18 protein-coding genes and 4 pseudogenes are annotated in these 22,999 nt (G+C 38.5%); 9 read left to right on the top strand and 13 right to left on the bottom strand.

Going from position 1 to position 22,999, the window contains the following annotated elements:
• Together QUF86_RS28825 and QUF86_RS27915 are read right to left on the bottom strand one after the other, a co-directional pair.
• Positions 1-634: alpha-helical endospore appendage domain-containing protein (locus tag QUF86_RS28825; RefSeq protein WP_353957716.1), on the bottom strand; the 634-nt coding region annotated here is incomplete at its 3' end.
• A gap of 483 nt (positions 635-1,117) precedes the next feature.
• On the bottom strand, positions 1,118-1,447 hold the full coding sequence (locus tag QUF86_RS27915) for a hypothetical protein (RefSeq protein WP_289336441.1): 330 nt from the start codon (positions 1,445-1,447) through the stop codon (positions 1,118-1,120).
• Between the two features lie 565 nt (positions 1,448-2,012).
• Between QUF86_RS27915 and QUF86_RS28820 the strand changes: the two genes are divergently transcribed.
• From QUF86_RS28820 to QUF86_RS27900, 3 genes are all read left to right on the top strand, one after another.
• Entirely contained in the window at positions 2,013-2,975 is a 963-nt protein-coding gene (locus QUF86_RS28820) for an alpha-helical endospore appendage domain-containing protein (protein WP_353957715.1), read from the top strand.
• A 143-nt stretch (positions 2,976-3,118) separates the two neighbouring features.
• Positions 3,119-4,309, top strand: coding sequence for a beta-propeller fold lactonase family protein (locus QUF86_RS27905; RefSeq protein ID WP_289336440.1), 1,191 nt, complete (start codon positions 3,119-3,121; stop codon positions 4,307-4,309).
• Between the two features lie 766 nt (positions 4,310-5,075).
• Complete coding sequence (locus tag QUF86_RS27900; RefSeq protein WP_289336439.1) at positions 5,076-5,624, top strand: DUF4240 domain-containing protein; 549 nt, start codon at positions 5,076-5,078, stop codon at positions 5,622-5,624.
• Between the two features lie 513 nt (positions 5,625-6,137).
• Here QUF86_RS27900 and QUF86_RS27895 read toward each other — a convergent pair.
• The 4 genes from QUF86_RS27895 to QUF86_RS27880 form a co-directional block, all read right to left on the bottom strand.
• Positions 6,138-6,887 (bottom strand): ABC transporter permease, encoded by a 750-nt coding sequence (locus QUF86_RS27895; RefSeq protein ID WP_289319006.1) that lies wholly within the window; start codon positions 6,885-6,887, stop codon positions 6,138-6,140.
• On the bottom strand, positions 6,888-7,649 hold the full coding sequence (locus QUF86_RS27890; RefSeq protein WP_289336438.1) for an ABC transporter ATP-binding protein: 762 nt from the start codon (positions 7,647-7,649) through the stop codon (positions 6,888-6,890).
• Between the two features lie 199 nt (positions 7,650-7,848).
• Positions 7,849-8,202 carry a DUF1048 domain-containing protein gene (locus QUF86_RS27885; protein ID WP_289323442.1) on the bottom strand — a complete coding sequence of 118 codons (354 nt, stop codon included), beginning with the start codon at positions 8,200-8,202 and terminating at the stop codon, positions 7,849-7,851.
• Between the two features lie 70 nt (positions 8,203-8,272).
• Entirely contained in the window at positions 8,273-8,593 is a 321-nt protein-coding gene (locus tag QUF86_RS27880; protein ID WP_289336437.1) for a PadR family transcriptional regulator, read from the bottom strand.
• Between the two features lie 1,543 nt (positions 8,594-10,136).
• Between QUF86_RS27880 and QUF86_RS27870 the strand changes: the two genes are divergently transcribed.
• Positions 10,137-10,424 (top strand): phospholipase A2 family protein, encoded by a 288-nt coding sequence (locus tag QUF86_RS27870; protein ID WP_289319003.1) that lies wholly within the window; start codon positions 10,137-10,139, stop codon positions 10,422-10,424.
• A 112-nt stretch (positions 10,425-10,536) separates the two neighbouring features.
• Positions 10,537-11,242 (top strand): IS6 family transposase gene (locus QUF86_RS27865; protein ID WP_289336436.1). Its coding sequence is split into 2 segments (ribosomal slippage): positions 10,537-10,619 and positions 10,618-11,242, totalling 708 coding nucleotides; the frame shifts between segments, so codons are not numbered across the junction.
• Between the two features lie 96 nt (positions 11,243-11,338).
• On the opposite strand, the gene QUF86_RS27860 is transcribed toward QUF86_RS27865, so the two are convergent.
• A complete protein-coding gene (locus QUF86_RS27860) occupies positions 11,339-12,376 on the bottom strand; it encodes an NHL repeat-containing protein (RefSeq protein ID WP_289336435.1) in 1,038 nt (345 codons plus the stop codon).
• Between the two features lie 487 nt (positions 12,377-12,863).
• On the opposite strand from QUF86_RS27860, the pseudogene QUF86_RS27855 reads away from it, so the two are divergent.
• A pseudogene (locus QUF86_RS27855) lies at positions 12,864-12,980 on the top strand (YjcZ family sporulation protein); the annotation flags it as partial.
• A 380-nt stretch (positions 12,981-13,360) separates the two neighbouring features.
• Here the strand turns inward: QUF86_RS27855 and QUF86_RS27850 are convergent.
• Positions 13,361-14,563 (bottom strand): annotated as a pseudogene (locus QUF86_RS27850) (IS110 family RNA-guided transposase).
• 283 nt (positions 14,564-14,846) lie between these two features.
• A pseudogene (locus QUF86_RS27845) lies at positions 14,847-15,443 on the bottom strand (lipid II flippase family protein); the annotation flags it as partial.
• 466 nt (positions 15,444-15,909) lie between these two features.
• Here QUF86_RS27845 and QUF86_RS27840 point away from each other — a divergent pair.
• Positions 15,910-16,137: pseudogene (locus QUF86_RS27840) on the top strand (lipid II flippase family protein); the annotation flags it as partial.
• A gap of 665 nt (positions 16,138-16,802) precedes the next feature.
• Here the strand turns inward: QUF86_RS27840 and QUF86_RS27835 are convergent.
• Together QUF86_RS27835 and QUF86_RS27830 are read right to left on the bottom strand one after the other, a co-directional pair.
• A complete protein-coding gene (locus QUF86_RS27835) occupies positions 16,803-17,579 on the bottom strand; it encodes a YibE/F family protein (protein ID WP_289336434.1) in 777 nt (258 codons plus the stop codon).
• Entirely contained in the window at positions 17,576-18,715 is a 1,140-nt protein-coding gene (locus QUF86_RS27830; protein WP_483313703.1) for a YibE/F family protein, read from the bottom strand. The genes QUF86_RS27835 and QUF86_RS27830 overlap by 4 nt, the downstream gene beginning before the upstream one ends.
• A gap of 378 nt (positions 18,716-19,093) precedes the next feature.
• Here QUF86_RS27830 and QUF86_RS27825 point away from each other — a divergent pair, with 378 nt between their 5' ends.
• Both QUF86_RS27825 and QUF86_RS27820 read left to right on the top strand, forming a co-directional pair.
• Complete coding sequence (locus QUF86_RS27825; RefSeq protein WP_289336433.1) at positions 19,094-19,288, top strand: hypothetical protein; 195 nt, start codon at positions 19,094-19,096, stop codon at positions 19,286-19,288.
• A 472-nt stretch (positions 19,289-19,760) separates the two neighbouring features.
• Positions 19,761-19,955, top strand: coding sequence for a hypothetical protein (locus QUF86_RS27820; protein WP_289336432.1), 195 nt, complete (start codon positions 19,761-19,763; stop codon positions 19,953-19,955).
• A gap of 1,027 nt (positions 19,956-20,982) precedes the next feature.
• Here QUF86_RS27820 and QUF86_RS27815 read toward each other — a convergent pair.
• Together QUF86_RS27815 and QUF86_RS27810 are read right to left on the bottom strand one after the other, a co-directional pair.
• Positions 20,983-21,240, bottom strand: coding sequence for a zinc ribbon domain-containing protein (locus QUF86_RS27815; protein WP_289336431.1), 258 nt, complete (start codon positions 21,238-21,240; stop codon positions 20,983-20,985).
• A 243-nt stretch (positions 21,241-21,483) separates the two neighbouring features.
• A complete protein-coding gene (locus tag QUF86_RS27810) occupies positions 21,484-21,972 on the bottom strand; it encodes a hypothetical protein (protein ID WP_289318982.1) in 489 nt (162 codons plus the stop codon).
• Between the last annotated feature and the right edge of the window lie 1,027 nt (positions 21,973-22,999).

Here is a 22,999-nt window from a genome sequence, read left to right as displayed (position 1 = left end):
TAATAGTGACACTTGCAGTTACTCCAGGAAAAGCAGGAAGCGTAGCGGTAATAGTTACTGTCCCAGGTCCGTCAGTAGCTGTAAAAATAGGGTTGATGACAAAGTTACCCGAAGCATTAGTTGTAGTAGAAGCAGGAGCTATAGAGCCAAGAGCGGGATTACTTACTGAAAAATTCACTTGTGTACCTACTGGAGCGGGACTACCATTCACCAACACTTGACCAGTAAGAGTTGCAGTATTAGATCCTGTTCCAAAAGCACATATTGTTGTAGATGGATCAACATTCAAGGTAATAGTCGCTGTGGGTGGAGGAGGAGTTGGGGGAATAGTTAACAAATCCAGAACGTTTTCAAATTTGAACTCCAGCAGCATTTCTTTCTTGATCACATCACGAAGCGTTCTTTGAACACTTGCATCAACAGCAAGAAGATTGGGTAACGAAACCACTGCAGGAGAAAGTGTGGTTCCTGTTGGTAATGTTCCTAAAACAAATTGAAGCTTCTCTGCCTCAGCATTGATGATGTGAGCGAGGGCTAATTCTTCAAGAGCAATGGAAGACAAAAGTAACGGTACAGTCTGAGCAGTCGTAATCGAAATGGTTGGTGTAATATTAGGGATGTTTGGAAAAGACAAAAATGATTCACCTCTTTTTTAGTTTAGGAAACCATAAAAATGAGTGCATGGATTCCCATTTTGTTATTTGCATAGACAAATAACTATCTAGACATTTTTTATATAGTTATTCAACCAGCCTTTGAATGACTGAGCGTTTGCCCATGTGTAGAAGTGAATTTTCAACTGAAAGAACCTATAGACCCCAGGAGGGGGGCAGATAGATAAACTTATACCACCTTGCAAAAAAAATTCAAAAAAACCACTCTATATAGGAAAAATAGTCATCCGTCTGTAAAAATACAATTTTACGAACGTTGTAATTTGTCCTTAAAACTGCCGTTTTTCGTTAAAGTATTGATGAACTTTGCGAACTTCTATGTACTTTTATGGACGTTCTGAACGGTATAAAAGCACCTCCCTTCCTACAATCAAAATTTTGTAATGTGTCTCATTCTTCATATTTGCCATTCTAATCTCCTCATCTCAATTTTATAAAGTAGCTCACCAATCTAACGCTTCAGCATTAATGATTAGCATGTAAATGGTGACCAACATAACAACACCAGAAAATACGTAATGGAGCGTACACTGCTGTTTGCTTAAGCGGGCTGCCAGCCAAGCTCCGACTGTTCCGCCGTCAACTCCCCCTCCAACAAATTCGAACATAATCCACCAGTTTACAAGGTCAGATAAGGTATAGCTTATAGCTGTCATAAGCCCAAATGTGTCCACAGATACCAGAGAAGATCCAATTGCTGCAATTGATCCATCCCCACCGAGCAAACCAATTACGAATCCGACAATAGTTCCTGAAACAATGAAGAGGAGCACTTGAATTAGTCGTCATTCTTTCCTGGGACTCTTACCAACAAATCTGAGTAATTGACGATTCACCTCCTTACTCTATTTACTCATCATTTAGATAAGCAAAAAAAGTTCGTAAAAGCGTATTTTTACGAACTTTTTTTGATTGTTACTTCTTTAAAATAGACTCTGTTAAACAATGCTTTTGATTTTTCTTCTTCAACTTGTAGCTGTGAAATAAAGTTTGATTGAAAATACCTCGCAAACCCATATTTTACGTTAAATAATAAAGAATCTATTTTGAAAAAAGATTGATCAAAATGAAAGCTAGAAGAGAGGACTATTGGATTGATAATATGCGTTCCTACTAATATCGTAGGTGTTCCATAAATGAAATAAAAGAGCTCTTTCAACAAAGAATGTACTTCTACAGCAAGACAAGTACTCAGTCATCCAAACGCTTGTTACATAAAATAGAGAGAATAACTAGTAAATTCTTGTTCATGATTTATGAACGTTCACATCACAAAAGTAGGAAACCTATGCACAGAATCAGATGATTCGACGGTTTCCTAGAAAGGATGAATGTATATTGTCTTTTCCAAACATACCCAATATCACACCTACCATTTCTGTTACGGTAGAGCAGACGATTCCATTGCTTTTAAGCTCCATTGCCCTAGAAGAATTAGCTTTGGCTCACATTATCAATGCTGAGGCAGAGAAGATTCAATTTGTTTTAGGAACATTAGAGGGAGGAAGAACGCTTTCTCCTCCGGAGGTTACGATATCTAATCTTCTTGCTATCGACTCTAGTGTTCAAAGAACTCTTCGTGACGTCATCAAGAAAGAAATGCTCTTGGAATTCAAATTTGAAAATGTTTTGGATTTAATCGCAAGCGTTCCTCCCCCTCCTCCCCCTACAGTAACTATTACCTTGGAGGCTGATTCAACCTTAATATGTGATGCTGACTCAGGAGTAGGCCCACCTAGTCCTACACTTACTGGTCAAGTGTTAGTGAATGGAAGTCCTCCTCCAGCAAATACACCAGTTCTCCTTACAGTAGATAATCCTGCTCTTGGTACCATTTTTTTCACTAATCCTGCTCCTACAGATGCATCGGGCAACTTTTTCGCCTTTTTCGATGCTACTGACGGACCTGGGACAGTAACGATTACGGCTTCTGCTTTGGGAACAAACAGCAACACCGTCGATATTACTATTGTTGACTGTTCAACTATATCTGCCTTTAGTTTTGGTCCTCCTGTCAGTACAGTATGTCCTACGGGATCAGGAGCTAATATTGCAATTCTTTCTGGCCAAGTGTTAGTTGATGGAGGCGTCCCCATTGCTGGTATTGTTGTTGGCTTTTCAGTAGATAACCCTCTTCTTGGTTCAGTAGTTGCTGGTGCTGTTACTGACGCTTCAGGAAACTTTACCACTACTGCCGCAGCTATTGATGGGCCTGGGACATTTATGGTTACCGCTTCTCTTCTTGGTGTGGGAGTACCACCCATTAGCGTCATTGTTAACATTGTTGACTGCGACTCGTAACTATTATTTTTCACATTATCGGCAATTAAAGAAATTGAGTTCCTTTTAGATACCCAACCCTTTTCTGTTGATATAAGTAAGGATTATAAGCAATTAAAAAATCCTCAAATTCATAAACTAACTATTTTTAGAAGGTGATATGTTTGAAAGTTAATCCTCCAGGGCCTCCGGGGCCTCCAAATCCAAGTCCCGATAACACTTGTTTTCAAGATCTCAGGACTAAACTACAGGGATTGCAAGGCCAGTTTATTTCTGTCACTATCTCTGGATGTTGTGATATTATCCAAGGTCGTATTTTCCGAGTAGATGAAGGAAGCTTGATCCTCGTTGGTGAATTCGGAACACGGATCATCCCGATCTGTACGATCAGCTCCATCGATTTCGGACCTTTTGCGTATGTCACAAATTCCAATGATGATACGGTCTCCGTGATTAATACCGCCAACAACACCGTAATCGGTTTGATTCCTGTTGGAGACGGACCTCATGGCATTGCCATCACGCCCGACGGTTCCCGTGCCTATACCACAAATTTTAGCAACAACACGGTTTCCGTGATCAACACGGCAACAAATACCGTCCTGACCACCATTGATCTCGCTGCTGCAGGAGGAGACGGACCTCTAGGCATTGCCATCACGCCTGACGGTTCCCGCGCCTATACCGCAAATATTAGCAACAACACGGTTTCCGTGATCAACACGGCAACAAATACCATCTTGACCACCATTGATCTCGCTGCTACAGGTGGAGATAGTCCTATTGACATTGCCATCACGCCCGACGGTTCCCGCGCCTATACCGCAAATCGTCTCAGCAACACGGTTTCTGTGATCAACACGGCCTCGAACATGGTCATAGATACCATTGATCTCGCTGCTACAGGAGGAAACCGTCCTAATAGCATTGCCATCACGCCCGATGGTTCCCGCGCCTATACCGCAAATGAATTTAGCGACAACGTTTCTGTGATTGACACGGCCACGAATAACGTCCTGACCACCATTTCGCTCGCTCCTGCAGGAGACGGTCCTGATGACATTGCCATCACGCCCGACGGTTCCCGTGCCTATACCGCAAATCGTCTCAATGACACGGTTTCCGTGATCAACACGGCCTTGAATACCGTCCTGACCACCATTTCACTCGCTCCAGCAGGAGGAAATAGTCCTTTTGCCATTGCGATCACGCCCGACGGTTCCCGCGCCTATACCGCAAATATTGACAACGACACGGTTTCCGTGATCAATACTGCGACCAACACGGTTATCGGTTCCCCGATTATGGTTGGGGATTCTCCTCAAGGGATCGCGATTACGCCGATCACGATTTAAATGAAGTTGATGTCGATAAGAGAGATCCATCAAAAGAGGGGGATCCCATTGAATCCACAAGCAAGAAGCATCGAGGTCTCTAAAAAATATCGAATACCTTTCTTCATCATTGAAATGATGAGGAGAAAGGTAGGAAAAAAATCATGAAGTAGCAATTTAAATACAAACGAGATTCTTTCGAAGGAACAACCCAAACATAAGGGATCTTATGTTTGGGTGTTGTTTAAGGGAATAACGTCTTCAAAATTTAGACATGCTTAAAAAGTAATTAAAGACAAATGCATATCCTATTCACTTCTAGTTATAGGTACTGGAAAAAGGATCTTCGATTGAAGATCCTTTTATGCTGCTTGTTTAATTAAAGCACCGTTCGTACCGTTCGTAAAAGTAGACATTTGCGAACGGTTCGTTTTTATATTGAATTTTACGATATAAGTCGTTCGGAAAAGTCTGTTTTGAGTTTACTGACGTTCACTGGTTGTTATGTACATTTACGAACGTGTCTAAAAATTATAAGTTCTGGAGACTTGAAAAAAACACCTCAAATTCCCCTGTCACTTTAATCGTTAAGTTGCACCTGTTTTAAGTGCTATTTTGCCCTTGAAAATACGAGTTTCTGTACAAATATGTTGGTAGGTATTTTTCAGGAGTTATAGAATGATACATAATAAAGACGGCTTTTTTACATTCAAACTAGTTTTTAAAGGAATTAGGATAACAAAGCCGAATAATTCTTAGAAGTAATGATAGATATGGGGTGTATATAGTGGATAAGAAAGAATTTTGGGGATTAATCGAAGAATCCAAAGGATTTGATGTACAGGCTGAGTGGTTAACAGAGGTATTATCTCAAAAGGAATTAGAGGAAGTGCTGAAATTCGAATTTATGTTTCAAGGATTGATAAACGAAAGTTACCAATCTCGTTTATGGGGAGCAGCCTTCGTCCTAATGGGGGGATGCTCTGACGATACATTCGATTATTTTCGGGGTTGGCTAATCGGGCAGGGCGAAGAAATATATAATAAGGTAATTAATGACCCTGAATATCTAGCAGAATACATTAGTGAAGATAATCTTGATGAAGAGGGGTTTCCGCAAAATGAAGAATTGCTCTCGGTTGGATTAGATGCCTACACTCTAATAAAGACAGGCGACATTGAGTGGGATGATGACATACATGATGAAATGTTAGAAGAGCTCGAAAAAATGGGGTTACAGACAGAAAAAGATATAGAATTTGATTGGGAAGAGGATGATCTAGAGGAATTATTTCCAGTTTTGTGGGGAAGGTTTGGGGATGATCCGTTAGGTTAAAAAGACACATTCCGGTTAATTTTTTAGGAATTTACTATCTTGTTATGGGTGCTTTCCTTTATCAACGAACTTCAGCAATCGGGCTCGATTGCGGAACAAAGAGCAGTCGCTTTTTTACTGGTAAGATCCGAAGTTTTCTAAAAAATGATTGATGTAGATAATTAAGAAACCCAGCATCTTCACATGAGAAGGTGCTGGGTTTTTAAGGTTGGATGTGCAAAATATTACCTCCTAAAGTGACACATTGTGCGTAAAAAGGTTTTCAGATTGGCTGTATAAAACACCCTTAGAAAAGGGGTACCGCCAGCAAAACGCGGATTTACAACGTTAAGGATATTCCAGTATTAAAAATCCCAATCTCTCATTTATATCACTGAGAGATTGGAAATTATTCAACAAATCTTCTATTAGCTGATATTGAAGAAAAGCACAGTTCATGGCTCGCTCCTTTATTTAATAGAATTTCTTAATTTATTTCTTAGTTTGTCAATCCATGTTTCTTCAATGGTGTACTTACCCTAACTGGCGTTTAAATACTTTACTGGCGAAGAAGTAAGCGATGACCATGATGCCGACGCACCAGGCAAGCGCGATCCAGATATCGTTGCCAACAGACCCTTCATACAAGAGTGCACGAATCGCATTCACGATTGAAGTCACGGGCTGGTTCTCAGCGAACGCACGGACAATTTTAGGCATGGTTTCGGTGGGGACAAAGGCCGAACTGATAAACGGAAGGAAAATCAGCGGGTACGAGTAGGCTGTCGCCCCTTCCATAGACCCTGCTGTCAATCCCGGAATGATCGCCAGCCATGTCAGCGCAAGCGTAAACAGCCCTAGTATCCCAGCAACCGCGAGCCAATCCAGGATATTAGCACTGGAACGGAAGCCCATCAAGAGCGCGACGAGGATAACCACCACGACAGTAAGCGCATTGGAAACAAGCGAGGTCAACACGTGAGCCCACAATACCGACGAGCGCTTGATGGGCATGGTAATGAAACGCGCCATCAGCCCGCTCTTTACATCCGTAAATAGCCGTACGGAAGTGTAAGCGACGCCGGATGCGATAGCCATCAGCAAGATTCCCGGTAATAAATAATTGACGTAGTTGTCCGTGCCTGTTTCTATGGCGCCGCCAAATACGTAGACAAACAGCAGCAGCATCATAATCGGCGTAATCGCCACCGTGATAATTGTATCCGGGCTGCGCATGATGTTGCGCATTAAACGCCCTAGTAATACCCCTGTTTTGCTTTTCATTTACATCTCCTCCTTTTTGCCGATGATCGCGAGGAAAATTTCCTCCAATGTCGGCTGCTTCTCGATGTACTCCACTTTCGCTGGCGGGAACATCTCCTTGAGTTCGGTAAGGGTCCCGGTCGAGATGATTTTTCCACCATGCAGGATGGCGATACGGTCCGCCAGTTGTTCGGCTTCCTCCAGGTACTGGGTCGTCAGCAAGATGGTCGTGCCGCCGCCGGCAAGCTCCTTGACGGTATCCCAGACTTCAATCCGCGCTTCGGGGTCAAGCCCTGTCGTCGGTTCATCGAGAAAAATGACTGCTGGCGTCCCGATCAGGCTCATGGCGATGTCAAGCCGGCGCTTCATCCCGCCGGAATATTTGTCCGCCCGGCGGTTGGCCGCATCGGTCAGGCTGAATCTTGCAAGCAGATTGTCGGCGACTTGAGCGGGATTGGAAACTCCCCGCAACTTGGCGATCATTATCAGGTTTTCCCGCCCAGTGAGCATGCCGTCTAAAGCTGCGAACTGTCCTGTCAGGCTGATGCTCTGGCGAACATGATCCGGTTGACGCTGGACGTCAAAGCCGCAAATACCTACTTCGCCGCCATCGGCCTTCATCAGCGTCGAGAGGATGTTGACCGTCGTCGTCTTGCCCGCTCCATTTGAGCCCAACAGTGCGAAAATTTCGCCACGCCGCACCTCAAAATCCACCCCCTTTAAGACTTCGTTGTCTTTAAAAGATTTTTTTAACCCTTTTACAGAAATCGCTGCATTGCTCATACTTTTTTCCTCCTTATAAAATGCGCAGCAAGGTCGCTTGCGAGATCCGTAATTATCCGGTCAGCGCCTTGCGGAGCTAGATTGCCTATACTCATCTATTTAGTCTGACTGATAATCTGTATAACTTACTACTGAGTTAAAAATATAACTGATTAGCGAAGGTGGCAATTCACATTTGTAACCAGCTATTCAGTCGGTATTATCTATTGAATTTATTTTTTCCCAAACGCTTCATGATACTCTGATTCAAATCTTCACGATACTTGGCAACATAGGTTTTAGCGTTTGCCACTAGTTCGTCGGCAAAGGACGCCACGTCGTCCCCAGTAATCTCCAGTACCTGTCTACCTTCCGCAGCACCGGCTTCGAACAACTCGATTAATTCATACTGCATGTGCAGCATATCCATCCCGCTGCCCGCTGAGAAATTCCACATGTAGTTTTGAATTTTTTTAAATACAAACTGGTAGTCCTCTGGCAGGGCTTCAACCCGTGCCATCATCATCTTGTATTCTTTTTTATCACCAATCATTTTTTTGAACATTTCCATCATGTTATTTTTCCTCCTTTTTTATAAAGCTGAACAAGACACTCCAAAATATCGGACGGAATATCTTATGAAGCTAGATTGACTTTAAGACGTTGATTTTTGATGATACAAAATCCCATTTTTTCCAAAATATTTCAAGTTCCTGACGGCCAGCCTCATTAAGTGAGTAAAACTTGCGGGGCGGCCCCATATCTGACGGTTTCTTTTCTATATTCACAAGTTTTTTCTTTTCTAATCGCACGAGGATGGTATAGACCGTCCCTTCCACGACTTCGGTAAACCCAAGCTCGTTCAGGCGGCGGGTAATCTCGTAGCCATAGGTTTCATGGCGGCTGATGATTTCCAGCACGCAGCCTTCCAGCGAACCCTTCAGCATTTCAGTTAAATTTTCCATGTTTAGATCCTCCTCTACCTCCTCTATTTTGTCTGACTTATATTCAGTATAACAGAGTACTAAGGTAAATTTTTAATGAATAGCTTTTGGGAAATCACGCTATTCATTATTACTTATTACATGTATATTGTATCACCGAGTAGAAGGTGTCAACTATTTTACTTAAAAATATTTTTGCAACCTCACTATTCAGTGATGTTGGTATCCAGTGTGACATACTACAGGTGTATTGTAACACGTAGTAGGTGGACTGTCAACTGGATTTTCTAAATATTTTTAAAACCAGCTATCCCCATTTGATACAGCCGATTTTCTTTATGGAGCTTTTACTTCCTCCTATGCTTCTTTCACAATGATTACACCGCGGATCATTCCCATCCAGCAGCTGTACATGTAGGTTCCCGGTTTCTCTGGTGTGAAAACGATGAGGTTTTCTCCTACTTCCAGTGACCAATTCCTTCTGAAAAAATGTTAATGAGTATTCCCGAAATGAAAGAAGAACTTCGTAGACCTATGTTCTTAATAATCTCAGCAGAAAAGTAAATGTTTATTATGCGTTCCTGCAAGATGCGAGGACGTTCTTCTTTTTGGGTTCACGGGAGCTTTAGTAAAATAACTGAGGATTATTAATGTAACTTATTCGCGTTCATCACTTTACCACTATCGGGCGCGATTATGAAATAACTCTTAGATTTAAACGACTTTATTGTTATATTTTTAAGTGCGGTGAAGTAATCTACATCAAAAATTAAATAACTTTATTGTCACTCTACAAATAAATAACCTTGATTTTTTTACACTAAGCAGAATAATCAAGGTTTTTACTTCCAAAGAATATCTTAGCCTATAAAATTCGTGTTTCTTTAATTTTTTTGTATACCATAGATATGGAAATAAAAGTAAGTCTATGACCCATTTTTACACGTATCTCGGCTGAACCCCTATATATTTACCTATCATTCCTTCTTGAACTCCCTCAGTTTAATACGATTTTCTCACAAATACTCGCTTATTCGCAGGATTTTATCACCATTGAATTTAAGTTCACGGTTAAATGGAGTGATTTCAGGACATGAAAATTTCGTGAAGGCATAGTGAAATAAAGGAGTTGTACAATACTCCACATTTTACCATATAATGTACATTCTCCACGCCGCCCCTGGAGGCTTTCCCTACCATGTCTCAACGGGTCAATTGCCCTATCATTCCTTCGTCATGCCTATCCAAGGGGTGGAGGCCAGTTATTCTATCCTGATGAGTCGGTGCCCTTTTGTTCAAGAAATAGTGAGCAAAAGAGCCAAACCTTTGATACATATGGGTTTAGCGTTTGTTTGTTTTTATCGATAATGTAGGATTTTATACATCGTTGATATATCAACGTTTCTGACTTCTATGGAAGCCTGGTGGCTGCATAAAAAAGTGGCGTTTTTCAATGAATGCCACCCGTTTAAATCTTTTTCATAAGTTAGGCATCTAAATACATCCCTTAAATTAATTTTTTCATATATATATAAAAAATTAATTTAAGAGGGGATTTTATACATTGAAAGTAAAAAAAAGAAAAAAACTATCAGGTTTTTGTATTTTTCCGGGTTATAAATGGTGTGGACCTGGTTGTAGTGGACCCGGTGCCCCGATTAACGATGTTGATGCCTGTTGTAAAGCTCATGATGATTGTCTTAAGGTCGATTCACAGTGTAATTGTGACCGCGAGTTTCTTAATTGTCTCCGGTCAAAAATTGATCTTACTAGCAAAAAAGGTAGAATTGCAGCTCTAATGTATCTCTATATGAGAATCCAAACTATATTTACTTGTCTTATTAGGAATTAATAGGGGTCACGTCAACAAAAAGGGTTCTGGTGCAAAAACTTCAATAATAGCAATTAATCTCTAAATCTTGGACATACCGATACTATTAATCTTAAAAAAGGTGCGTCATAGTATGGAAAATCAAAATTTATTCAAGTGGAAACATTATCAGCCTGACATGATTTTGTTAACAGTGAGATGGTACCTGCGGCAACTTGAGCTTTCGTAATTTAGTGGAGATGATGGAAGAACACGGCTTATCGATGGCTCACACAACGGTTATGCGCTGGGTTCATCAATATGGACCGGAATTAGATGAAAGGGTACGGCGTCATCTTAAGCCGACAAATGACTACTGGAGAGTCGATGAAACGTATATCAAAGTAAAAGGTCAATGGATGTATCTGTATCGTGCAGTGGATTCCAAAGGAAACACGATAGATTTTTATCTCAGTAAAACAATAGACAAAAAGGCTGCAAAGCGCTTCTTCAAGAAAGCTTTGCGGTCTTTTCATGTTTCTAAGCCTCGTGTCATGACGGTCGATAAGAATCCGGCTTATCCTATAGCAATTGAAGAGTTGAAAAAAGAGAAAAGCATACCTGATGGTATGCAACTTAGACAACAGAAGTACTTGAATAACATAGTGGAGCAAGATCATCGCTTTATAAAGAAGCGAGTCCTTTCTATGCAAGGATTAAAAACGTTTCGAACAGCCAAACAAATCATCTGTGGAGTGGAGGTGATACATATGCTGAAAAAAGGACAACTTCAACAAGGGGTGAAGTCTGTCCAAGGCGAGATTGAATTCATACATAAATTATTTGGAGTAGCCTCATAATTCATAGATAAAAAGGATATTGAGATTCTATGTTTCTAACAGGTCATATTTGCACCAGAACCGTTTTTTCTATCAGATGCCGTCATCAAATCCTTGTTAACCTATTATTACATCGTTATGATAAGCCATCGTTGCAGGGTTCGTATTGCCAAACGTCAGGTACCAAGGCTCACCTAGCGGTCCCCCTGCGGAAGTAGCACTTACTAGTTCATCGAACATCTTGCTTTCAACGTTGTAGCTTCGCACCGAACCTGTTGTAGCTACATCTCCACCCGTAATGGGAACAAACAGTTTTCCGCTTGGTCCGAACAAGATTGCCTGAGCAAATGCACGAGGCTCTCCCAAGGTATAGAGGTCAATCTTGTCCTCGTCAAGATATGCGCCCGTTTCTCCGTGGAAGACGAGAATTTTGTCCGTGTCATTCACGGATCCACGGAAACTGGTGATGTAGATTTTACTGCCGTCGGGATTGAATACCAAGCCTTCAGGACGGTGGAGGTTGTTGGTGCTGTTGCTCTCTATAAATACTCCGAGGAAAGCCCCTGTATTCGGGTCGAAGCGCAGCACCCAGCCGCTATTCGGATCGGAAATGTCGAAGACGGAAACATACAGCAAGCTATCGGGACCGATCACTACACCGCGGGTATAGAAGGCCTGTTCGCTGAAGCCAGGGTGGTCAAGACTACCGAGAAACACCCCCGTGGTTCCATCAAACGCCCGCAGTTCTCCTGGCTTGTTCCCGTGGTCCATAAAGTCCGCCACAAACAGGACGTTGTCATCAGAGAGGATGATGCCGCGCGGCGCGAACGGAGCGTCGTCTTTTTCTTTTGAACTGACGAGTTCGCCCAGAAACTGCCCACTTTGTCCGCTGTACTTCAACACGTTGCCGTTATTCCTGCGAACGTTCTGGTTGGCTACAAGTAGATTCTCCTCATGGTCGAAGAGAAGTCCTCGAGGACCGTTCAAGCCGCCGCTGCCTGGTACGACAAAGGCGCCGAGGAACTGCCCCGTTACTGGGTCGAATGTCTTTACGGTGTTGTCGTTTCCGTCACCGATGTAGAGTAAGTCCTGCCCCGTGCTGAGTGGACTGAAGCTCGGCACACCTGTGTAAATTAATTTATTTTCCTTTTGCAAATACCATTTCCCCTTCAAAAACATATTTTAAGTAAAAAATTAATTTTTACCTAGTTTAAATTATGTGGACAAGTAATTTTTCGAAAGGGACAAACTAAATCTTTTTTTCAAAACACGCTTTTTCTATTTGTTCTTTTATCAAGGTTTATAGAGTTTTTTTAATCAAACTTTATTTCAAGGCTACACCCTTACATTTATTCCGTTTGGGACGTTCGTAAAAGTGTGTAGAAGTTAGAGAACGTTCAAAAACTGTTTTTTATACTTAAACGAACATGAAAACCGGCTGTTTTGTAAGGAAATTGTACCGTTCGGGAAAGTCTACTTTTTCGATAGCAACAATGCTATACCGCCCATTTCGGAAATTTTTTTTATCCTATGAACAGAGATCGAGAGGAAACTATTGTGTCACTTTCCTAATTTGAGCATAATGTGATATTACCCATTTAATTAATTTCCTCCTTAAAAACAATTAAGGAGATGTTTCTAGATGTCACGTTGTGAATCAAGTTGTGATGACGGTTTTGGATTTGGTGGAGGTTTCGCTTTTATAGTCGTATTGTTTATACTCCTAATCATTGTTGGAGCTAGCTTTGTCGGTGGATACGGCGGCGGTGGCTATGGTTACGGGGGCGGTTACGGAGGCTGCTGCTAAATAGTATGAAAAATGCCGACCTTTATTGGTCGGCTTCTTCAAATTTGATTCCTATTTCTGAGGAATGATAGTTATTTTGAACACTCTAATTATAGTCCAGACGTCAAAACGCGAAAAACTATGATAATACATTCTATGAAAAATAAAGCCCCGAATTCCCTACGCTTAGAATCTTCAAGGATCTCATATCTTATAGAACTAAACCAGCTAATAGGATGTCAATATCTTTCTCTAAAATTTTCATGTCCCTTATGATATACTATTTTGTTCATGACAAATAACCCTCCAAAATCCTTTTGGAAGGATTTTTCTCTGTTTCACAAAACCGTTAATTAGGCTAAATCTAGGAACGTTTCTTTTCTCTTTAATAATGCGGAAATCCAATGAAGAAGTTTATTCATACAGGCAACGATCGCCACTTTGGCTGGCTTTCCTTCTGATTTTTTCTTATCAATGAAAGCTTTAAGCTTTTTGTTTCTTGAACTCCTTATGCCGCATAGCACGGCAAGATACAGGGAATGACGTAGTCTGCTCGAACCTCTTTTAGTCATACGATTAATGGTTGCCGTATACTTACCCGATGAGTGAACACTTGGATCTACTCCAGCGAAGGCAACCAGTTTTTTCGGATGATTAAACCGATCGATTTCACCAATTTCAGAGATAATCGTGGCTGCGATTTTTTCTCCTATACCTGGAATCGATTGGATGATCTTATATTCCTCAATTTCATTTGCCAGGGCCACTATACGATTTTCCAAATCAGAGAGGTGTCCCTGGTAATGAAAAAGCAACTCAATATACATACGAAGATTGATTACGTGACTTTGATACACGTTTTTTTGGTATGGATTTCGAGATGCGGAGTCCATTATTTTTTTGGCTTTTTCCCATGCCCATTGACCCGATCGGCTAGGACAGAACTCTATAACACCCTCTGCTAGTTTACTTTCTCCGGCTTTTAATACCGCCTCTGAAGTAGGATATTCCTTTAACATCAATAAAGAAACCTTCGAATATAGATCCCCAAAAACCTTCCGGTATTCAGGAAACACTTGATCTAAAATGGTGTGAAACTGAAGTTTAGCTTCCACATACATATTCGTTACGATTTCCTGTTGTCTGGACAAATTCCGAAGGTCTAATAGCTGAATTCCTCTAATTTTATGAGGTTCTAAATCCTCTTTGTAATACAGCACACACAACTGGTACGCATCGATAGCGTCTGTTTTTACCTTCCGTAAACTGGACTTCTTTGCCTAATAAGAAATAATCGGATTTAGTAAGATATATAGAATCTCTTGTTCCTCCAGGTATTGAATAACGGGAGAATGGTAATGCCCTGTAGATTCTAAAATGACCATAGGCATCTGCCCTGTCACCTCTTCAATTTCTTTTAGAAATTCTAAAAAATGCTCTAACTCCTCTTTGATATGCTTCATTGAAAAGCTCTTCCCATACGGTTTAGATTGATCTAAGAATGCCTGAACTTGACTCTCTCCTTTTGCCACATCCAGACCAACAACTGGATTCATTATCTTTACCTCCTCTACTTATTAACCAGTACCCCTAGTCCTCCATGTAGTGTCATAGCTTCGCTTGTTATACGAGATCTGCGTCCCAACCAGCCTCAAACATGTTTCTACAAGTAGGGGGCGGACAGTTTAGTTCACGGGATCAAGCCCCACGCACCCGTACGTCCTACCCTGGCTACTGATATAAAAGATTCTATTAAAAAAAGGTCAACCAGTAAAAACTGGCTAACCTTATAATACTAACGCACCCGTTAGTTCTATAAGAAAATAAATCAATTAATTATTAGACAATAAATTTAGTAAACCACGCAATATATCCTGCCCCTGGAATAAAAAATACTTGAGCTAGTATCGTTCCTAATAAACGAGAAGTAACCATCATAAGAGATACACCCTTGAGATTAAGGTAACTTCCCTTTTGATTTATTACGTCATCCGCAAGAATGGATATTTTAGGGTCAATAAAAATTATAAGTAAAATTGTAGCTATTCCATTTATAAGACCCGATGCCATAATAGCTGTTGATGCTCTTTCTGGAGCTATTAAAGCAGCATATAACGCAGATAACACTCCAATTGTATAGATTGCAGTTATTACCATATTAATTAAGAACAACCTTATGGGAGTATCCTTCAATCTAATATCCTTTAAGTAAGAAAACTTTGGTTAATGAATGTGTTTTATCCCACGCTTAATGTATTCGAAAGTTAACCCCTTTTTTATCAAAGATGGTATAGAACCTCTTTCTTCATATAAATGAACAATAGCCCTTGAAAAAATTGCAATAAAAGTAGGAACTAAAAAAATACCTATAATTGTTCCTAATGTTGATAAACCAATAATGACTCTATATTGGTTTTCAACAAACTCTAGTGCACTAAATTATTCATTATCAGCAAAGGTTGGAAGAAAGAAAGATAAATGAGAAAGAAGCAGAAGAAGGGTATAAAATGGTTGATATGTATGCAGAAACTATTAACTCTATTTTAGATTTTTAAATCGGAATCTTATGCAACTAACGGGTGCGTTAGTTTAATAAATTTAATTCAGGTCGATTCCTTAACTTAGAAATCGGCTTTTTTGATTTCGGATAGTGTCATAACTTAATAGATAGGGTAACGCTTGTCCAAACACTTGCATAATATATAAATAAGACGTGAGGAAGCACCTGACGTCACCTTAGACTGACTATTGTCAGTCTTTTTTTTTTGGAAGAAAACTTACCCAAAACTTAAAAGTTATGGAGTGTTTCTTGTTCAACTATAGGGGCAGGATAGTTCCATAACACAAATTGGAAAAATATGTGGTAGTATGGGAAGGAAAATATTAAAGTAGGTAATTTGTTTTGGAATTCTTAACAGAAAAATTAATTCTTATATCTCTATTTATATTTATTATCCATTCTATCGAAACACTTGCATATGCAGTCAGATTATCTGGTGCAAGAGTAAGATTGTTAGCTTCAGCTCTATCCTTATTTAACTTGATGGTTATGATTTCTCGATTAGCGAATATGATGCAGCAACCATTTACAGGGAGCCTGGTTGATAATGCTCCAAAAGTAAATACACTAGTATCCAACATCGTATATAAAGCATCAGATTTTCCTCTTTCTTTAATTAACTCATCGTAATCTCCTGTGGCAATACGGATATAAGGTTCAACATCCTTTTCATAAGGAGCCAAAAAGGTTGCTGTAACCATTTGTTTTGTCGTACGATTCTTGATTTGAAAGTCTTTTTTGAGATAGATGACGCCTTGAACAGGGAACTCCATTTGTGTTCTTAGCCACTTGCAAAATTTGATGGAAACACTTCTTACTACTGGATGTACACCTGCTTCACTTCTCAATCTTAGTCCTGTTCTTGGATAATTACCCATGATCTATGCCTCTCATTTAAGCTTTTATAACAATTTCTCCAATAATTTAGAAATCCTTCCTCAACTATCCTGCCCCGTTAGTTAATTAAGGGTACTTTCTCACTTTAGATTGAATGTATGATAATATAAAGAATCATACATTCAAAAGGCTGCCAATTGGCAGCCTTTTTCTCTATCTGTAATCATATAATGGCCCTTATTGAAGGCAATGCAATACTAATCTTACCTCCCTCCAATGAAACTGTAAAAAGGATTAAACAGAGCAGATGGATACTCATTGCAATGCTATTAGGGAACAACTCAAAGACTTATTCCTCTTATACAAATGAGTATTTATAAGCCCTTTTGCCATGAAACCTATATAACTTTCTCTTTATTTTCTCTTGTTTTCACTAAAAAATAAGCAGTAATCAAAGCAGTAATAGGAATTATCAGGGCTACACCTGTTCCAGCACAAAATATAGTGATCATTTCAGCACTAAATATTTTTGAGTTTACGATTTCTCCAACAGAATAGGATAAATCTTTAAACCATATAAGCAATGCCAAATAGCCTCCAAAGAAAGCAAAAAATAGTGTATTCGTAGATGTTCCTAAGATATCCCTTCCAATACTTAATCCAAATGTGAATAAATCTTTCTTGCTAATGGATGGATGGTGAAGAAACATTTCTCGCATGGGAGATGAAATGGCCATGGCTGTATCGATAATCGCGCCAATAGTACTCATAATAATTACTGAAGCGCCAATTTCAACAAAATCTACTCCAATATAAAGGGAAAACATGCTAAGCTCTTCTATTTCTTCTTCACCGAAACCTTGTATCATCGCATTTTCCGTCACAAGAACAATAAAAAAGAGTACAATAACAATCGTGATAATAGTAGAAATGAATGCTGTTTTTGTTGTACTATTCACTTCGTTAATAAAAAATAAATTAATATAACTAATCACCGTACATGCAATCAATGTTACGATATACGGATCATTATTTGGATTAGTCATAAAAATGATGGTAAAAAGTAACACACCAAAGTTTAGGAACAAAGCAAAAAATGAACGTGCCCCTTTTTTTCCGCCAATCAAGATCATCAATATTAATAGTATAAACGCTAGCAACACTAATACATTCATTGTCTTTCCCTCTTTCGATTAATGAAAAAAATAGAGACATATAGACCTATCGGAATAGTTAACACGATTCCAATACCACCAGCTAGGGCACGGGCCAATTCCAATGTAAGGTTCATGGAAAGGGTAAATCCCAATGCAGAAGCATTTTTCAAATACAAAATAATCATAGGTATGGAGCCACTTATATAGGCAAAAAACAAAATATTTGTCATGGTACCCATAATGTCTTTTCCAATCTCTAATCCTGAAGTTTTAAGTGCTTTTACTGATATGTGGTTATTCTTTTCATACAACCCAAAAATCGAAGAAGACATGGTAATGGCTATATCCATTACGGCTCCTAAAGATCCGATAAATAAACCTGCCATAAACACCATTTTATAAGGACGAGTGATAAATTGCATTTCTTCATATCGAAGGCCATTTTCGGAAGTTAACCACATAACAAGATAAGTAATGAACAGCGAAAAAAAAGTCCCTAACAGTGTCGCAATGATAGCTGCATAGGTTTTTTCATTAAAACCGTTAACGAGTAAAAGGGAAAGGACCGTAAATAGAATGATACTTATACTGCATATCAATACCAAACCAATGTCTGATGAATTCAAATAAAAATCTAATGCATATGACAATAATATGGCATTGACTGCCAAACTTATAATTGAAAACAGGCCTTGCTTTTTTCCAACGATAAGTAATGTAAAGATAAAAACCCATGCTACAATCAACACAAATTTATCACGCTTTACGTCTTTTATTGTTCCAGTTAACTCTGAATTTTCTTCTGTCTTCGTATCAATCGAAACAAATAAATCATTTCCAACTCGATATTCTTGATCATAAGCTCCGGATGAGGAATATTCATTCTTTAAATGGATAAGCTGTCCTTTTTCTTCTCCATTTTGTAATTCGGCTATAATACTCTGGGTAAATAGTCGATCTTCATTTTGATACATATCATTCAATTCAGTTGTATTTTCCAAATTTGTTTTGATGACTTTGGCTATTGGAAGTTCATAGAATGAATAATTGTGATTAACAAAGAAAACAGAGGCGACAAAACAAAGTGCTATGATGGCGTACAAAGAAACATGCTTATAACCCATTTTTTTAACTTTATTTACGATAACATTCAAAAAAAAACCTCCAAAATATCGGGTGTGCAAAAAAGGCAGGAAAGAGCCAGAATTGACTGACTCCCCCTTCCTTACTAGTATTTGATTTTTTTATCTTATCATGAATAGAATTTAATTTGCGAAATAATATAGTTCCAATTATTAACCATGGGGATGTTTCTTTTCGATTTTGAAAGTATGATAATTGTAATTTTCGTAATTTCAAAACATGATTTCATTGGCTTTTTATGATTTCCTCTTTGAAAAAAATCGTACATTCAAACAAGGTTTTAAAGGGGTAAGGAGCCAGGTTTAGAATGAAGAAAGAAAGGTCGATCAAGATGACTAACCAAAAGATCTGCAGCCAATTCGTGTTCAGCAGCAGTTAGAAGATATGAAATGGGCGTTGAAGCGCCATTGTTCGAACGAGATTACATCCTGTTTTTTTTAGGCTGCGAAACCGCCCTGCGTGTCAGGGACCTTCTCAAACTTACCACACAACAGATACTGGACCTCAAAGACAAACAAAACAAGATACTCCGAGTCATAGAAGGGAAAACACAAAAAATCCGTGACATGTATATCGCGAATTGATTTCAGGAGGTCTACTATTTTTCCCAAAACGCCGGGAATCCCTATTTATTCCCGTCCAGAAAGAGAGAACACCCCATATATCCTACGAAAAACGTTGGCTATTGATTTTACAAAGCCACAAAGGATATTGCCATGTTGCAATGGATCCTGCATCATTCTCATCCATCGTTACCTTGCGTTATTACGAAATCTATTTCACACATAGTCGAACAAGACACCATTACATATACAGCCATGAACGCTTTTAAACAAGCGATTCCAGAAGGAAAAGCAAAATAAAAAAGTGACAGTGTTACTGTTTATAAAATAATAAAATAAACTTTACTATTGCCTTTATTTTTATTCCTTGTAAAATTGGTATTGTTTAGGAGGTATACCCGTTATCTCCTAAATGTTTAAAAGGTAAATATGATTTCTTCACAGACTTTTGTAAAACACGTGGTTATATTTAATTAAAAAAGAATTGAAAAAAATGAAAAATTATAATGTTTTCATTACTTTTATTATTGCTTCCGTTCTAGCTTTAGGGGCTACCAATTTTTCTATTTTTAAAGGTTCAAAGTACTTGGTTTATTCATTATTAGAAATAGCATTTTTAGTGCCTATTGGAATGTTAGTTATTTACGGTATAGGAAAGATATTTAATCGATTTTTAATTAAAGGATAATTTAAAATGCAAGGTAAAAAGCCTCCTGTTTTAGGGGGCTTTTTATTTACAAAGTTAGCTATAACTGTTCACCAACGGCAAGTTCGTAACATGCGAACTAATATAAGAAGGCCGTTGTTAATTGCCTAACTTATTCAATTGCAAGCAGGATCAGTTGGATGTACCAGTGGAGGATTGTCCACTCGGATTGATCTGTTTTCAAGTATCTATTCTCTCAGAAAAAAGAGAAACAACCCACTCCATAAAGATTTAAGCAGCAGAAACACCAAAAGCTCCAACAAGAACCGAGGATTTATAGCACTGAAAGAAATCCGTGGTTCCAGAAGCGTTTTTAAACTCGTACTCTAATCCTGAAAAAACGCAGCAAGTGGTCAACTATGTTAGACAGACCGGCCATTTAGATGAACCCCTTACTATTAACCGAGAGACAAACATGCTGACAGATGGCTATAGACGTTACATCATGGCTCAACAGCTTGAATTAGAGATCTTCCCTGTTGTATGAAAAAGAAACAGTTCTAGGCAAAAGCTAGAAACACAAGTATTTTAAGGGGTCTAGTAAGTCGAATAAGCATTTAAAACTACCACCTTACTTTATATAACGATTGCCGAATATGTTTGATCCATGAATTTTTTTAAGGTTCCTGTGAAATAACGAACCAGATTGGTTTTAACCTTTCCTCGTTTATAGCCTCTAAGTTTATGGATAATAAATAAGTCCGTAAAGTGCTTCCACACTTGTACTTTTTCGAACGGTTCTATTACCGGTAAGAAACATTAGTCATAACCGAGTACTTTTATAATATAAGTACTCGGTTGTGACTGAATTTTTTTAATATATTTAATTACCATTTTAGATGTAATTCATTGAAACAATACTACTATTCGTAAGTAGTATTGCCCTTAAATTTGTATAATTACCGTTTAATAAAAACGGGAATGTTTCAAAAATACAAAGAAGATACTTTTAAAATCTAGTATCTCTTTTTTTCAAGTGGGAGATGCATGTTGGATTTCTAGTAATTGACTACTTCCATCGCTCTAACTTTGGAATTCCTCTAGTAAAAAACTCAGCAATAAATTTAGGCATTTTCATATTCTTCATCAAATGATATTGAACAAATTCTTGCATTTCTATCGCAGTAATATTTTGAGTAAATTCACCATTTAAATAACAATGACTACAATATTTAGTAATTTTACTACCGTCATTTTCAGTTCCTCCACCTAATTCATCTTTAGAAAGCGGCATTCCACAACTCTGACATGTTTTATATGGCTTCATTATAAATTCTCCAACTAATGGTATTCTAAAAACAAATTATCTAACTAAACAAAGATAATTTCAGCTTCATTTCTAAGATCTGTGATGGTAATGCCCGTACCTTTATTTGCATGTCACGATTTGAACTATTTAAGACAATAAAAAATATCAAATTGCACTCTGCAAATGTTACGATCAATGAACTGCTTAATGGTACGAATCCACTGTAACAGGGCAAGTTAGTTCAACTAATGACAATGGTTGCTAATTTAGTTCTTCTTGTTTCGCCTTAATCATTGAAGTGATTTTCTCCCTATACTTCTCATTCGTGAAAATTTCCAGCGTAGTCGTTGAGTGTAGTTTTGCATGTCTAGAAAAATTAGTAGACACCAGCCATCGACCACAATATGGACATGGAAGCTGTCCATTTACCTGCCATTGTGTCGTTATGAATCTATTTGTATTTGAATTTGAATTTCTTCTTGCGACCACTTTGACTACTTCCGTATCCATTTCGACTACATCATCATTCATTTTGTATTCATCTGAAGTTGCTAGTTCTTCTGATACACTCACTTTCTCACTCATTTCACGTTCTACTAGTAGACAAACAGCTTCACTGATAGATAGACCGAGTTCGGTGCAATAACCTTTAAAATCATAGTACAAGCTTTCTGGAAGGCGTGCGGTTAATACTTCTGTCTTGTCTTTTCTTCTCCGATTCCGTGCGAATTGTTCTAAGTATGTTGTCATGTAATCCCCTCCTAAACCCTCTTACTGATTTTATTCGGTATACATCATCCTATTACCTTCACATCACCATGTATACAATTCAAATCCTTATGCAGTCTTATAGATATATAAACAAATATACAAACGTTGGTAAGAAGTTTGAAAGTGCAAAAAATCAAAAAAAAAGAGCGTCCTGGTTGGATGCTTTAATGGATGGTCCCGGCATTCTACAGGGGCCATTTTTCTATAGATCCCATGGATACCGACACTCATTGTCATCAACTCCTTCCTTCACATCCGTTAATTTAGTACATGTTTTATATTCTGCTAAATCTTTAAAGTGACCAAAAAAAATTTCCATCGGTGCATTTTCAAGAACATTGATAAATGGATTATTCTGTAATTTTCACTAATATTCCTTCTTCAACCAACCTGCCCCTTTAGTTGCATAAAGAAAAAGCTGCCTTAAAGACAGCTCCGATCTTCAGCTACGCACCAACAAGAAAAAAGGAGTTACCGAAGTAACTCACTTCAATTTTAATTTAACGCATCTTACGACAATAGAAATTCTTTCGTTATTTCTGCGTTCTTGTTCCTTTTCTTCTTTTTTTGCTGAAATGAACCATAACATCAGTTCAATACGTGTACATAATGTAAAAAGTTCAATATTAATCCTGTAAAAGCAAATAATAGTCCAATGTAAAAGTCCAAGGATTATCCTCTTTTTCAAAATCAAAGGTCCGGTAAGTAATAAAACCCAATAACAAAGATACGATAGGAATAATTATATACTGTGGCCCAAAAATAAAGGATGCTAAACCTAATAATAGAGTTATCATCCCATAGTTATTATTCGTTTAAGCATCCCTTGCACCATCCCTTGAAAAATGATGGATATAACAAAATTAAGCTTACTATAATTGTTAATTATTGGTTATCTTGATTTGTAAAAAAATTGTAGAAACATCACCGTACACTCTTTCAACTTCCCTTATATTAAGGAGCCCTTTTTCGGACCCTGTAATTCAACGAACGCACCCGTTAGCAC

Source organism: Peribacillus sp. NJ11, assembly GCF_030348405.1.
In the GTDB taxonomy this organism is placed as follows: domain Bacteria; phylum Bacillota; class Bacilli; order Bacillales; family DSM-1321; genus Peribacillus.
This window is presented reverse-complemented; position numbering and strand designations above follow the sequence as displayed.

Excerpts from the sequence above, each read along its gene's own strand:
- QUF86_RS27810 (WP_289318982.1), bottom strand. The coding sequence starts at position 21,972 with ATGACAACATACTTAGAACAATTCGCACGGAATCGGAGAAGAAAAGAC.
- QUF86_RS27890 (WP_289336438.1), bottom strand. The coding sequence starts at position 7,649 with ATGAGCAATGCAGCGATTTCTGTAAAAGGGTTAAAAAAATCTTTTAAA.
- QUF86_RS27820 (WP_289336432.1), top strand. The coding sequence starts at position 19,761 with ATGAAAAATTATAATGTTTTCATTACTTTTATTATTGCTTCCGTTCTA.
- QUF86_RS27825 (WP_289336433.1), top strand. The coding sequence starts at position 19,094 with ATGGGCGTTGAAGCGCCATTGTTCGAACGAGATTACATCCTGTTTTTT.
- QUF86_RS27815 (WP_289336431.1), bottom strand. The coding sequence starts at position 21,240 with ATGAAGCCATATAAAACATGTCAGAGTTGTGGAATGCCGCTTTCTAAA.
- QUF86_RS27885 (WP_289323442.1), bottom strand. The coding sequence starts at position 8,202 with ATGATGGAAATGTTCAAAAAAATGATTGGTGATAAAAAAGAATACAAG.
- QUF86_RS27835 (WP_289336434.1), bottom strand. The coding sequence starts at position 17,579 with ATGAATGTATTAGTGTTGCTAGCGTTTATACTATTAATATTGATGATC.
- QUF86_RS27895 (WP_289319006.1), bottom strand. The coding sequence starts at position 6,887 with ATGAAAAGCAAAACAGGGGTATTACTAGGGCGTTTAATGCGCAACATC.
- QUF86_RS27880 (WP_289336437.1), bottom strand. The coding sequence starts at position 8,593 with ATGGAAAATTTAACTGAAATGCTGAAGGGTTCGCTGGAAGGCTGCGTG.